Source organism: Janthinobacterium kumbetense (genome assembly GCF_023703445.1).
GTDB lineage: Bacteria > Pseudomonadota > Gammaproteobacteria > Burkholderiales > Burkholderiaceae_D > Janthinobacterium > Janthinobacterium kumbetense.
The window spans coordinates 1,468,136-1,481,306 of sequence record NZ_JAMQGR010000001.1; the positions used below are offsets into that span (position 1 = coordinate 1,468,136).

Here is a 13,171-nt window from a genome sequence, read left to right on the forward strand (position 1 = left end):
ATACTGATCGACATCTATTTTTTGACCGTTCAGGCCGCCTGCGGAAAACGCACCGTCACCTGCAATCCCCGCCCCGCCTCGCCGTCGGCCAGCGCGATATCGGCCTGGTGGTGCTCGGCGATGTGGCGCACGATGGACAGGCCCAGGCCGCAGCCCCAGGCGTCGTTGCCGTCGGGACGGAAGAAGCGGTCGAACAGGCGCGCATGGTGCTGGCGCGGCACGCCGGGGCCGTTGTCGGACACGCGCAGCAAGGGCCTGCCCTCTTCCACGGCCGCCTGCAAATCGACCCGGCCGCCCTGCTGCGTGTAGCGCAAGGCGTTGTCGATCAAGTTGTTCAGCAATACTTGCAAGCCGTCGGGATCGGCCTGCACCAGCACCCTGGCGGGCAGCGCTTCCACCACGCCCAGGTCGATCGCGCGGCTGTCGGCCAGTGCGCTATGGTCGCCCACGGCCGCTTCCAGCAATTGTCCCAGGTCCACCGTGTGCAGCTGGCTGGCCGTGAGCGCCGTTTCATGGCGCGCCAGGCTCAGCAACTGGCGCACCAGGTGCGTGCTGCGGTCCAGCCGTTCGTGCAGCCGCGCCAGCGCCACGCGGCGTTCTTCCTCGCTGCCGGCCCGTTCGGCCACCTGCAGCTGCAGTTTCAATGCCGTCAGCGGCGAACGCAATTCATGCGCGGCATCGGCGACAAAGGTGCGCTGCGCCGTCAGCGCCGCCTCGAACTGCCCCATCAGGCTATTCAACGCCAGCGCCACGGGCCGCAGTTCGGGCGGCATGTCGTCGGCCGCCAGAGGCATCAGGGCGTCCGGCGAACGGCCCGCCACGGACTCGGCCAGCCGGTGCAGGGGCGCCAGCGCGCGTCCCACGACGGCGACGATCAGCAGCGCCAGGATCAGCGCGAACACCAGCAGGGGCGCGCCGGCCCGCATCGTCATCCGCCAGGCCAGCTGGTCGCGCACGGCCTGCGCCTGTGCCACCTGCACGTAGCGGCCGCGCCGCGTTTCGCCGTACAGGCGCCAATCCTCGCCGTGCAGCTCGACATCGGCGAAACCGGCCAGCGCATAGCGCGGCAGTGCCGGCTGCTCCTGCAGGACGGGCAAGGGCTGGCCATCCTCGTCCCACGCCTGCAGCACGAACGCTTCTTCCGGCTCTTGCGCGGCGGCCAGTCCCTCCTGCGGCTCGAACTCGTCGGGCAAGGCCACGGCCAGCTGGCGCAGCTGCAAGTCGGCCAGCTCATTGGTTTCTTCCAGCAGCGAACGGAACAGGGAAATGCCGGCGCCCAGCACGCACAGCAGGGTGGCGGCCAGCAAACCGAGCAGCAATTGGCGGCGGATGGTCAGCATGGCGTCAGCCGCATCTTGTAACCCACGCCGCGCACGGTCTGGATGCAATCCGCACCGAGCTTCTTGCGCAGCTGGTACACATACACGTCGACGGTATTACTTTCCACTTCGCTATCCCAGCCGTACAGCTTTTCGCTCAGCTGGCGCTTCGACACCACCTTGCCCGGATGGTCGAGCAAGGCGCGCAGCACGGAAAATTCGCGCGGCGGCAGCTTGATCAGCTCCCCCTCGAACGTGACGTCGTGGCTGGCCAGGTCGAGGATCAGCGCGCCATGCTCGATGACGGAGCGCGAACGGCTGACGCGGCGGCGCAGCAGCGCACGGATGCGCGCCAGCAGCTCGTCGAGGTCGAACGGCTTGACCAGGTAATCGTCGGCGCCGCTGTCGAGCCCTTCCACGCGGGCCGGCGTGCCGTCGCGCGCCGTGATGATCAGCACGGGCAACTCGGCACCCCGCGCGCGCATGGCACGCAGCACGTCCATGCCCTCCTTGCCGGGCAAGCCCAGGTCCAGCAGCATCAAATCGTAGGCGAAGCCGGCCAGCGCCAGCTCCGCATCGTGGCCATCGCGCACCCAGTCCACGGCATAGCACTCGCCGCGCAAGCCCTCGACCAGGCTTTCCCCGATCATCGGATCGTCTTCCACCAGCAACACGCGCACGCGGGCCTCTCAAAGTCTTGAAAAAGCCACCATCTTACCTTGACTGGCGCCGCGCCGCAGGGGCTGCCGCGGTAGCCTTACCTGGACCCGGACCCGCGGAACGGCGGGATATTGCCTTCTTGCGGATACAGCGCCACGCCTTTCGCAAGCGGTGCCGCCGCAGCGAGCGCCTCGCCGGGCTGGGCCGCTTGCGATACGGGCAGAACGGCCAGCAGGGATACCGCGCCAACACAGAAAATAGCCTTGATTTTCATATCATTCCTTCAAAGTTTGCATAGAAAAATATCGGATCAATACATTATTTCGTATATTGATAAACAGGCAATGCCAGTCCAAGATAGCTACATGCCGGCAACAAGTCAATCTCCGCAGCAACTGAATTGCCCCCGTGTCCGCCCATGCCATGCATGGCGTGAATTCGCGATACCGTGACTATGTGCGCATTTGGCGCGTTTTTTATGCGGTATATTTTCCTTCCCTCCACGCATCTGGAAAGGCATGCCATGTCCAGTTCCACCCAAGATACCGTCATCGTCAAGGCGGCGATTTATCCGCCCATCGGCATTGCCCGCGTGGGCAACAGCCCCAGCGAATACTTTATGGGACCGGAGGTGCCGGAACCGGCGCCGCGGCCGGCCGGCTATTACCGCGATGCGTCCGGGGCCATCAAGCGCCAGGCGGCGGGCTTTCGCATCTACGGCTTGAACGCCGCCGGCGTGGCGGTGGCCGAGTTGAACGCCAGCAATGCCGACATCGAATGGTCCGTCACGCTGGCCAACACCAAGGCGGCGTGGTACCAGTTCCAGATCGCGCTCGACATTCCCGAGGCGAATGCCACCCAGCCCTCGTTCCTGCGCAACATGGCCGTCACCGACCGCGCGCAACTGTCCATCACGCCGGGCGAGCGCAAGATCGGCGGCAGCGAACAGCCGGCCGTCGCCTTCGACAGCGGCCGCTTCATGGGCACGCCCGTCTACCTGGGCGAGTTGCGCACGGACGCCATGGGACGGCTGATCGTGCTGGGCGGCCATGGCAAGTCCGCCTCGTGGAATGGCGCGCGCGCCATCACCTTCGCCAACAACGAAGGCTGGCATGACGACACGGCCGACGGCCCCGTCTGCGCCACGGTGCACTACCAGGGCCAGGCCTTGCCCGTCGACATGGCCTGGGTGGTCGTCGCGCCGCCCGACTACGCGCCGCAGCAAAAGTCGGTGCGCACCATGTGGGACTTGATGCGCGACCTGTTTGTTTCCGAAAACAAAATTACCGCGCCTGCCGTTCCCTCGTTCCAGGACGACATCCGTCCCATTTTCGAGCGCCTGTCCAACCTGCAATGGGTCAACGCCGGCTTCGCGGCCGCCTTCGGCTGGGATGGCAGCACGCCATTCAGCCGCGACGAATGGATGGCGCGCCTAGCCAGCCCGTCCGAAAACCGCAAGGAGTGGCGCAACGTCATCTATAACCAGTTCCGCCAGTTCGAGCGCGACGCCTGGGCGCCATCGCCGTGGCCATGGCTGTATGGCGATGCGATGGCCATCCCGCCGGCAGACACGCCGCGCCAGAACTGCGCGCTGAGCAATTTGCAGTTGCGCTTCCTCAAGCAATGGGCCGACGGCAAGTTCACGGACGACTATGCGCCCGGCAAGACGCCGCCGCAAAGCCTGGCCGACGTGGAAGTGGCGCAGCAACCGGACACCCTGCTGCGCGCGGCCATGGAATTCTGCCTGGCCGACGCTTTCCACCCTGGCTGCGAAATGACCTGGCCCATGCGCCAGGCCAGCATGTACAGCGCGCCATTCCGCCTGGCGCACCGGCCGCCCGGCTGGGTGGAGCCGGATTACGGTGCCGTATTGACGCCGGACAATATCGGCAGCCCCTGCTCGGCGCAGATCGCCGGCGGCGTCACGCGCTGGATGGCCGTGCCTTGGCAAACGGACACGGCCAGCTGCCGCTCCGGCTACCAATCCGACTACGATCCCTATGTGCCGACCTTCTGGCCCGCGCGCGTGCCGAACCAGGTGATGAGCAAGCTCGCCTACGACACGGTGATGAACCGGGAAGCCCCCACCGACGACCGCCTGGCCGCCTTCGCCCGGCGCGCCGCGTGGATACGTCCGCTGGGCAACATCAGCTATGAAGAGCAAATCAACAACATGATCGCCGACCTGGCGCAAGTGGGCGTGGTCGAGGTGCGCCCCGGCCCCACGGACGTGAGCGGCTTCCCCGCCTTCCTGCAGGTGGAAAACCTGCCGCAAGCGATCGCCGGCAAGCATACATTGCGTGCCGCGGCGCCCATACCGGACGAGTTTGTCGACGTCGACCTGGAAGGCACGGAAAAAGCGCGGCATCTGCAGCGGCACCGCTCGTGACGGTGCTGCAGGCCGACGTGCTCGTCGTCGGCGCCGGTCCGGCCGGTGCCACGGCCGCCCTGAACCTGGCGGGGCGGCACCGGGTCTTGCTGGTCGACCGGCTGGCCGCGCCGCTGGCGCGCATCGGTGAATCGCTGCCGCCCGCCGCCGCGCGCCTGCTGCAAGACATGGGCTTGCTCGACGCCTTCCTGCGCCAGGGCCATGCGCCCTACCACGGCAACCGCGCGTGGTGGAACGGCGCCTGGGCGGAACACCACTTCCTCAGCGACCCCGATGGCCACGGCTGGCACCTGGCGCGCGGCACATTCGACCTGTGGCTGCGCGACGAAGCGCGCCAACGCGGCGCCGCCCTGCTGGCCTCGGCCAGGGTCGCGGACATCGCGCCGGACGATGGCGGCTGGAGAGTACGGCTGGAAACGCGGCACGGCACCTGCGACGCGGCGGCGCGCATCGTCATCGACGCCACGGGACGCAGCGCCCGGCTGGCCCGCAAAGCGGGCGCGCAGCGCCGGCACAGCGACCGGCTGATATCTATATGGCAATACGGACATGAACGCACGCCCTCCGCGCGGGGCTTTGCCCACATCGAGGCGTGCGAATACGGCTGGTGGTACAGCGCGCCCCTGCCCGGCCAGCGCCGCGTGCTGGCCCTGCATACGGATGCGGACTTGCTCGGCAACACCTCCCTGCGCGATGCCGGCTGGCTGGAAGCGGCGGCACGGCGCTTGCCGGCCACGCGGGAATTGCTGGAGCAGCAAGGTTACGGGGCCGATACACCGGCCCTGGCCACGCCCGCCCATACGGCCGCCCTGGACGCCGCCGCCGGACCGGGCTGGTTCGCCGCCGGCGACGCGGCCCTGAGCTTCGATCCGCTGTCGTCGCAAGGCATCTTCAACGCCCTGTACACGGGCCTGGCCGCCGCCGAAGCGGCCGACCGCACGCTGCAGGGCGACACCACGGCTTGCCAGCAATACAACGCGGAACTGGCGGCCATCGGCGCGGCATACGGACGCCACCTGGCATACTGTTACGGCCAAGAAACACGCTGGCCGTCGGCGCCATTCTGGAGCCGGCGCCGGCCGCTCGCGGCCCGCTGACCCGCCGGCCCGCAAAAAAATCGCTGCGCCGCCGTGCTGCCACGCGCTGCCGCTATGGCTGCATGGCAAGCGCCCCGATCACCAGCGCGCGCATGCCCAGCTCGAACTCGGCCTCGATGAGCGCATCGTCCTCTGCTTCCCAGGCGTCGCGGGCCGGCGCATACACGGTGTCGGCCAGGGCCACGCAGTGGAAGGCCACGGTCGACAGCAGCCAGCGGGCGCGCTCCCTGGGCAGCCGGTAGCTGTCCGCCACTTGCGCCTGGTGGGCGTCGATCCGGGCCAGCATGGCCGGCGTCGTCGCTTTTCTGCGCAGCAAGTACGGCGCCAGCCCCGGATGCGACTTGACCAGCGCGCGCAGCGAGGCGCTGAAACGCAGCAGGTAGCCCTCCAGGTCGTCGTTGCCCGTCGCCGGAAGTTTCCATCGAACAAAAATTTCCTCTGCCACCAGCAGCTTGAGCGCCGCCAGGTTCGCCACATGCTTGTACAACGCCACATGGCTAACGCCGAGCAAGGTGGCGACACCGGTAAACGTCATGGCGGGCAGGCCCAGCGCCATGCCGGCGTCGGCGATGCGTTCGCGCGTGATGCTGGGGGGACGCCCGGGGCGGGGCGAAGTGCTTGCAATAGTCATCGTCATGGTCCGTGGCGGCAGCTGCGTTGTCGGTTTCAGTTAATTAGTTTAGCATGATGAAACTAATTACCCAATACCAAGGAGTACTTACCATGGCAACACCAGTAGAACAGCAATCCAACGGTCCCTTGCGCAACGCCGAGCATGACCGCAGCCTGCATGACGTCACGGCCGCCGTCGTCGCCATCGCCCGTCCCGTTCCCAGCGTGTTGCGCGTCACGGCCCGCCTGGACCGTTCCGGCGACGATCCCCAATGGGCGTTGCCCAACGTGGCTTTCCGCATCCACCTCGATGGCGGCGCGTCGCGCATCTACACCGTGCGCAGCTTTGACGCGCGGGCAGGCGCGTTTACCTTCGATATCGTGCGGCATGCACACGCGAGTCCGATGATGCACTGGGGTAACAACCTGCGCGTGGGCGAGGTCTTCCGCCTGACGGGGCCGCGCCCGCAGTTCATCGTTCCTGCTGGTGCCGAAAAGAAAATCGCCCTCTTCCTCGACGAAACGGGCATACCCGCGCTGTATGCCATGCTGCAGCAGTGGCCCGCCGGCGCGAGCGGCATCGGCTGGGTGGTGACGGATGATGCGGCCTCCTTTGCCGAGCTGCCCACCGTGCCGGGCCTGGCATTGCAACGCCTCGGCACGGCCCACGTGGCGCCGGACGGGCCGCTGGCGGCCCAGGCCAGGGCCTTGCAAGATCCGCACGATTACGCGATCTGGGGCGCCGGCGAGCGCGATGAAATGCGCGCCATCCGCCAGCATTTTCGCGTCGACGCGGGCCTGTCCAAGGAACAGGTGCTGGTGGCGGGCTACTGGAAACGGGGAGTCAGCAACACGGACATCGATCTGCGCCGCCGGCAAAGCTTCGAGCAGCTGATCGCCAATGGCGGCACCCTGGCCGATTTCGACGACCTGGCCGTCGAAGTGTGAGCAGCGCCGGTCGCGGCGCGCTAGCGGGCGGCGAAGTCGAAGCGCCACGCGTCCTGGCTGCGGTGCAAGGTAACGTCCACTTCGGTAGCCGAGACCGGCATCGCATACTGCGTCATGTCCTGGAAACTCTCCAGGCTGTAGGTCTGGCCCGCCGCCGGCCGCATGGCCACCACAAAATACAGGCTGGGCAGGTATTCGAAACCGACCGTCATGTTGGCATCGACATCGGGCATGGTCGCGACCGGCCGGTCGTTCACGTACCAGTTGCAGCTGAATGGGATGAATGGGCTGGTCTCGTTCATGACGCCGCATTGTGCCGGCGTCAGCTTCGATTGCGCCAGCGAGGCGGCGGCCGGCTGCAGCAGCGGCGACAAGCCATGCGGGCTCACGGCCGACAGCAGCTGGCCCGGCGCGATGACCTGGCGGCCCGAGACGATCTTGTTCCCGGTGATGCCGAAACTGTTCACGTCAGTCGAGATCCTGTCCTCGTAGTGGAACGATTCGGTGGCGCCGGCCGACCCCGTCAACACCTGCCAGGCATGGCTGCGGTAATGGCCCTGCGGGTTCTGCAGCTTCAGGAAGACCAGCACGGAGTTGCCTTGCAAATCGTCTGTTTCCACGTTGTAACGGACGTTGAATTGAATGCCCATCGCTTGCTCCCTGCCTGGAATCTGCACGAACTCAGGAAAGACAGCGCCGGAGGACGAGTCCACGATTTCCTCCGGCGCCGGTTGTCACTGCCCCTGCCGTGCCTGATGCAGGGCGTGAGCACGCTACTCGCGAACGTTTACTGCGCCAGATAGCGTTCCGAACGGGGACCGTACAGCAAGCCATTCGGCACGCCGGCCGACAGCATGCGCGCATTTGCCGTGCCGGCGAGCGGATGGCTGGCATCGGTGCTGGTATTGATGATCTGCTTGACGGCCGCCGTCACCAGCATGCCGACCAGGCCGCCGCCACCGCTGTTGTTGCCTTCGTTGCTGGACGCGCTGGCCGCGCCCTGCCACAGCAAGGCGCCCGTCTTCAGGTCCACCAGCTTGGCATCGACCGACACCACCGTCACGCTGTCGATCACGGCATAGGTCGTGCCGTACTTGGAAATCGTCACGTACAGGCCCGCATCGGCGCCAAAGATCTCGTTGAGCTTTTTCGCATCGACGCCGTGGATATCGGCGGCGTTCGTCAAGCCGTTCTGCTTGAAGGTTTCACCGACCACGGCCACCGGCAGCACATAGTATCCCGCTTCGGCCAGCGGATACGTCACTTGCGCGTAGACGCTGTTGCCGGCATTGACTTCCGGCGAGTTGTTCAACGGCGGCAAGACCACGATGGAGCGGGGCTTGGCTGCCTTGAAGGCCGTGTAATCGTAGGCCGCCTGCTTGGTGGCGCAACCGACCATGAAGATGGCGGGACCCAGGCACAAGGCCATTTTCAACATGCGCGACATCATAATTTCTCGCCTTTTTTCATTTTACCCAACAGGAAGTCCATGTACGGCGTCGATTCCGGGAACAGTTTTTTCTCGTCTTCGAACTGCGCTTCGACTTGCTCCGGCTTGCCCGCGATCGAGTACAGCATGCCCAGGTGGGCATGGAAACCCGGCGGCGCGTGGTTGCCCTTCGCGCCGATCACTTGCAAGTCTTTTTCCATGGCGGCGATCTGCTGTTCCGGGCTTTCACCCTTCAGGTATTCGTACACTTGCGGCTCGTAGCCTTCCCATTGGTACAGGGTCTTCGATTGCGTGGCGCAACCGGTCAGGGCGGCACAGGCGAGCAGCGCCAGCAGGGCTGCGCCCTTGTTCATCATTGTTTTCATGGGATACCTTATTGTTTGCGCATTGCGCCCGCTTCGACACCAGCCACCAGGCGCTCGACCGCTTCGCGCATGGCCAGGTCCAGCACCTTGCCGTTGAGGGTCGCGTCATAGCTGGCCGTACCGCCAAAACCCAACACTTCGCGGTTCGACAGGCTGTATTCACCGGCGCCGGCGGCCGAAAACACGACTTCCGAGGTAGCGATGTTGACGACGTTCAAGGTGACCTTGGCATATGCCACTTGCGTCTTGCCGCGGCCCATGATGCCGAACAATTGCTTGTCGCCAACTTCCTTGCGGCCGAATTCGGTCACGTCGCCCGTGACGACGAAATCCGCGCCCTTGATATTCTGGCCCTGCTTCTTGAACTCGGCTTCCTGCTTGAGTTCCGCCATGTTGTCGCGGTCGAGCACATTGAAACGGTTGGACGTTTGCAGGTGCGCGATCAGGATCGTTTTCGACTGGCTGCCCAGGCGGTCGACGCCATCGGAAAAGATGCCGCGCATGAAGTTCGAGCGGTTGTCGAATTTGCCGACAGCGATCAGGGTGCGTGGACCAACGTAGGGACGGGCTGCGCTGGCAACCGTGGGGACAGCCAAAGCTTGCGAGGATTCGGAAGCGCAACCAGCCAACGCCGCGCCAATCAGCGCTGCAATCAACAACGCGCCGGGTTTATTCTTGTTCATAGTGCCCTTATGATATGGAGGATCAGGAGCAACCTGCGAAATTGATTTTTGGCAAGTTAATTTCCTAATGGCAATTATATGGTATTGCATGTCTCACAATTCTCTCCAAAAGTAACGATGGCAAGGATTGCATGATTGCCGGCGCTACTCAGGCGCGGCCCTGCTTGACTTCCCCGGGCCGATTCATTAACTTAGTAGTAAAAAAGCGCGCCGTCAGCGCCCTGTGCCACCGTCCTTCACGGACTTCGCCCGCCGGCCCGCCCCACTCCGGCGCCAACTCCACGCTTTCCACCTGGACGGGTCTCCTGGCCATGCCGATACACGATCATTCCCCGGCCCATCCGCTGGCCACGGCGCTGGCGCTCTCGCTGGGCGCGGCCGTCGCCCTGGGCCTGTCGCGCTTTTCCTATGGCTTGCTGCTGCCGCCCATGCGCGCCGACCTGGGCTGGTCCTACCTGCTGGCAGGGGCCATGAACACCTTCAATGCGCTCGGCTATTTTCTCGGCGCCCTGGCCACGCCGGCCCTGATGCGCCGCCTGGGCGTGTGGCGCTTGCTGATCGTCGGTTCCGTGCTGGCCAGCATCTTCATGCTGATGTCGGGCCTCGTCAGCGATACGGCCGCCCTGTTCCTGCAGCGCGTGTGCGCGGGCGTGGCCAGCGCCTTCATGTTCATCGCCGGCGGCGTGCTGGCGGCGCGGCTCGGTTCCATGCACAGCCAGCGCGCCGGCTTCTACATCGGCCTGTACTATGGCGGCACGGGCTTTGGCATTGCCTTGTCTGCCCTGCTGGTGCCGGCCGCGTTGGCGTCCGCCCAGGAACACGGCGCCGCGCATGCGTGGCAATGGCCCTGGCTGGCACTGGGCATTGCCTGCCTGCTGGCCACCACCATCATGGCCTTGCCGGCGAAAGCGATCGGCGAAGCGCCGCGCACCGTCGACACGCCGCGGCGCTTCGCCTGGCGCGACTTTTCCCCCAGCCTGGCCGGCTACTTCATGTTCGGCGTCGGCTACATCGGCTACATGACCTTCGTCATCGCCCTGCTCAAGCAGCAAGGCATGCCGCCCACCTTGATCACGGTGTTCTACACGGTATTGGGCCTGGCGGTGGTGGCGTCGTCGCGCATCTGGGCACGCATGCTGGACCGCTACAAGGGCGGCGAATCGCTGGCGATATTGAATGGCGTGCTGGGCGCGGCGACCATCCTGCCCGCGCTGACGAGCTTTGTCCCCGTCGTGTTCCTTTCCGGCCTCGTCTTCGGCGCCGTGTTCCTGTCGGTGGTGGCGTCGACCACGGCCCTGGTGCGGCATAACCTGCCGCAGCAATCCTGGACGGCAGGCATCAGCGCCTACACGACGGTATTCGCCTTGGGCCAGATCGTCGGCCCCATCGTTGTCGGCTGGATCGCCGACGGCCCTGCCGGCCTGGAACGGGGCTTGATCGCCTCAGCCATCGCCCTCTTCATCGGCGCGGCGCTGGCCGCGCGGCAAAAGGCGCTGGCGGCGGGCGCGTAAGCGACTGTCTCGCACATGCATTGGCCCCGCTTATTGCGGTTTGGCATACTTTGCGACGCCTGTTACATCGAACAGTACACAACGCTGGTTTCCAACCACCCAGGCGTCGTGCCCTGGTGGCATATAGAAGACGTCACCCGGGCCATATTCCATTTCGGCGCCATCATTCATCCTTACCACCATCCGTCCCTCAAGGACCATGCCGGTATGAGCTGCCTGGCACGAATCGGTTCCTGCAATCGGTTTTACGTGCAGACTCCAACGCCAGCCAGGCTCAAATTCGCCGCGCCCCATGGTCTGTTCGCCAAGCGTAAAGACAGCCATCCGGCCGGCTCCGTCCTTGAATGGTCGGACTTCGTCCGGCTTATCCAAGGATTTCTTTTCTAACATCGCACTCATGACCCGCCCCTCCTTTGGAATTTCTGGAAGTATTAAATTTCCGAATTGGAATAACTGACACAATATAAAAATCACATCATTTTCCAATATAGTTTAATAATGGAAATTTACAAGCAGAGCACCTGCCGCACTTACCTCAAATGCGGAGACGGATCGTACAATTGAAACTTCCGGGCCAATGCTTCAACATCCATTTACACTGCAGGCATAGCCCACCTTCGCGGAAAGAAAACGATGAACACCGATGCACGAAAAATCCCGGCAACGATGGATGCGGAAACGCTGGAATTCATCCAGGGCCTGTTCGCCCTGGTGCGCGAAGGCGATACGCAGCAACTGGGCGCCATGGTGGCTCAGGGCGTGCCAGTGAACTTCCGCAACGAAAAAGGCGACAGCCTGATCATGCTGGCCAGCTACCACGGCCACCTGGAAACGTCGCGCCTGCTGCTCGAAGCGGGCGCCGACGCCAACGTCCCCAACGACCAGGGCCAGACGCCGCTGGCCGGCGTGGCCTACAAGGGTTACCTGGACATCGCCGAACTGCTGCTCCGGCACGGCGCCAAGGTGGAAGGCAGCAGTCCGGATGGCAAGACCCCCTTGATGATGGCCGCCATGTTCAACCGCCTGGCCATCCTCGACCTGCTGCTGCAACACGGCGCCCGCATCGATGCCGTGGACAGCCGCGGCATGACTGCCGTTTCACTGGCCAAGAGCATGAATGCGCAGGAAACCCTGGCGCGCCTGGCCAGCTTGGGGCAGACGGCATAGCTGACGCTGCCGAATGAGTGACTATTCCCATTCGATAGTCAATGAGATGGCTAAGCGCTTGATTTTTCAGTGTCTTCCAAACCATTCAGTTACCGATACCCTCAAAAATACCCTCACCAGCAAAATCCGCTATTGCCGGTTTGTCGCGACAACGCCTTCATCTCAGCACAGCAGCAATCAAAGCGCGCGATAAATTTAAGGATACGCCGATCTTCAGCGCCGCGCTGTCACCCTGTCATTAACGCCATATCAAGCCCGCTATAGCGACAGAGACGAGACAATGGGACGAGCTTATCTGTCTGCCGCTTTTACCCTGTCCCACACTACCGCCGCTTTTCACGTCTCAAGCAAGACAGTCAGTCGGGCCGTATCGGCAATTAATAAAGCGCAACTTGCCGCAAATAGAGATGACTAAAGCGGAGATCATGTACAAATGGCGGACCTGACCCTGGCCCTGTGTGCTTAAAAACCCCATAAATACATGACTTACAAGACAGTTTGAGGACATCTATACTTAACTTGGGTGGATTGGTATCTGATCCCACCCCTTGTACCGATTACGTTTCTAAATATCGCCTTCCCTAATTTTCAAAACAAAAGAATGTAGCAACTCATATTCATCATCCGTTTTTGCATAACGTTCCAAAGCAGGAATTAGGTAATACAACAACAATTCAATATTTTCTCCTTTAATAGGAAGCTTCTCCTCCATGACCTTTATAAAGACCTTAAATGACATAATAGACAAGAAAATATCATAAACTTTCCCATTAGCAAAAGGAATTTTTTTTAGATAATGTTTTGCCAAACGAATCTGATCCCCCCTGCGCCATGACAAATGCGGAATTATTTGCAAGGCCTTCCAATAATCCGGATTCTCCACAGAATAATTCAACAACAACCAATCTACCGCCTCGTCAGTTGGAATTTTTCTAAGATTGGCAATTTCATTTTTCACATCATTACCCAT

At 63.2% G+C, this 13,171-nt stretch carries 15 protein-coding genes; 5 read left to right on the plus strand and 10 right to left on the minus strand.

What is annotated here, in order from left to right; genetic code table 11:
* Positions 1-29: 29 nt before the first annotated feature.
* From NCG91_RS06460 to NCG91_RS06470, 3 genes are all read right to left on the minus strand, one after another.
* Positions 30-1,340 carry an ATP-binding protein gene (locus tag NCG91_RS06460; protein ID WP_251349098.1) on the minus strand — a complete coding sequence of 437 codons (1,311 nt, stop codon included), beginning with the start codon at positions 1,338-1,340 and terminating at the stop codon, positions 30-32.
* Positions 1,334-1,999 (minus strand): response regulator transcription factor, encoded by a 666-nt coding sequence (locus tag NCG91_RS06465; protein ID WP_099664305.1) that lies wholly within the window; start codon positions 1,997-1,999, stop codon positions 1,334-1,336. Before NCG91_RS06465 ends, NCG91_RS06460 begins: the two co-directional genes overlap by 7 nt.
* Positions 2,000-2,076: 77 nt before the next feature.
* Positions 2,077-2,253 (minus strand): hypothetical protein, encoded by a 177-nt coding sequence (locus NCG91_RS06470; RefSeq protein ID WP_251349099.1) that lies wholly within the window; start codon positions 2,251-2,253, stop codon positions 2,077-2,079.
* A gap of 249 nt (positions 2,254-2,502) precedes the next feature.
* Between NCG91_RS06470 and NCG91_RS06475 the strand changes: the two genes are divergently transcribed.
* Both NCG91_RS06475 and NCG91_RS06480 read left to right on the plus strand, forming a co-directional pair.
* Positions 2,503-4,368, plus strand: a complete 1,866-nt coding sequence (locus NCG91_RS06475) for a LodA/GoxA family CTQ-dependent oxidase (protein ID WP_251349100.1) — start codon at positions 2,503-2,505, stop codon at positions 4,366-4,368.
* On the plus strand, positions 4,365-5,465 hold the full coding sequence (locus NCG91_RS06480) for a tryptophan 7-halogenase (RefSeq protein ID WP_251349101.1): 1,101 nt from the start codon (positions 4,365-4,367) through the stop codon (positions 5,463-5,465). The genes NCG91_RS06475 and NCG91_RS06480 overlap by 4 nt, the downstream gene beginning before the upstream one ends.
* 52 nt (positions 5,466-5,517) lie before the next feature.
* On the opposite strand, the gene NCG91_RS06485 is transcribed toward NCG91_RS06480, so the two are convergent.
* Entirely contained in the window at positions 5,518-6,096 is a 579-nt protein-coding gene (locus NCG91_RS06485; RefSeq protein ID WP_251349102.1) for a TetR/AcrR family transcriptional regulator, read from the minus strand.
* Positions 6,097-6,188: 92 nt separating this feature from the next.
* On the opposite strand from NCG91_RS06485, the gene NCG91_RS06490 reads away from it, so the two are divergent.
* Complete coding sequence (locus NCG91_RS06490; RefSeq protein WP_251349103.1) at positions 6,189-7,025, plus strand: siderophore-interacting protein; 837 nt, start codon at positions 6,189-6,191, stop codon at positions 7,023-7,025.
* Positions 7,026-7,045: 20 nt separating this feature from the next.
* Here the strand turns inward: NCG91_RS06490 and NCG91_RS06495 are convergent, their stop codons facing one another.
* The 4 genes from NCG91_RS06495 to NCG91_RS06510 form a co-directional block, all read right to left on the minus strand.
* Entirely contained in the window at positions 7,046-7,738 is a 693-nt protein-coding gene (locus NCG91_RS06495) for a hypothetical protein (protein WP_251349104.1), read from the minus strand.
* 74 nt (positions 7,739-7,812) lie between these two features.
* Positions 7,813-8,475 (minus strand): DUF799 domain-containing protein, encoded by a 663-nt coding sequence (locus NCG91_RS06500; RefSeq protein WP_034788080.1) that lies wholly within the window; start codon positions 8,473-8,475, stop codon positions 7,813-7,815.
* Positions 8,472-8,840 carry a DUF4810 domain-containing protein gene (locus NCG91_RS06505; protein ID WP_230521897.1) on the minus strand — a complete coding sequence of 123 codons (369 nt, stop codon included), beginning with the start codon at positions 8,838-8,840 and terminating at the stop codon, positions 8,472-8,474. Before NCG91_RS06505 ends, NCG91_RS06500 begins: the two co-directional genes overlap by 4 nt.
* 8 nt (positions 8,841-8,848) lie before the next feature.
* The gene (locus NCG91_RS06510) at positions 8,849-9,523 is read right to left on the minus strand and encodes a CsgG/HfaB family protein (protein WP_077403418.1); all 675 of its coding nucleotides are present in this window, start codon (positions 9,521-9,523) and stop codon (positions 8,849-8,851) included.
* Positions 9,524-9,834: 311 nt separating this feature from the next.
* Between NCG91_RS06510 and NCG91_RS06515 the strand changes: the two genes are divergently transcribed.
* The gene (locus NCG91_RS06515; RefSeq protein WP_251349105.1) at positions 9,835-11,034 is read left to right on the plus strand and encodes a YbfB/YjiJ family MFS transporter; all 1,200 of its coding nucleotides are present in this window, start codon (positions 9,835-9,837) and stop codon (positions 11,032-11,034) included.
* 30 nt (positions 11,035-11,064) lie between these two features.
* On the opposite strand, the gene NCG91_RS06520 is transcribed toward NCG91_RS06515, so the two are convergent.
* Positions 11,065-11,433: a cupin domain-containing protein gene (locus NCG91_RS06520; protein ID WP_215409092.1), complete on the minus strand. Its 369-nt coding sequence runs from the start codon at positions 11,431-11,433 to the stop codon at positions 11,065-11,067.
* 234 nt (positions 11,434-11,667) lie between these two features.
* Between NCG91_RS06520 and NCG91_RS06525 the strand changes: the two genes are divergently transcribed.
* Positions 11,668-12,201 (plus strand): ankyrin repeat domain-containing protein, encoded by a 534-nt coding sequence (locus NCG91_RS06525; protein WP_251349106.1) that lies wholly within the window; start codon positions 11,668-11,670, stop codon positions 12,199-12,201.
* 565 nt (positions 12,202-12,766) lie between these two features.
* Here the strand turns inward: NCG91_RS06525 and NCG91_RS06530 are convergent.
* Complete coding sequence (locus NCG91_RS06530) at positions 12,767-13,171, minus strand: hypothetical protein (protein WP_251349107.1); 405 nt, start codon at positions 13,169-13,171, stop codon at positions 12,767-12,769.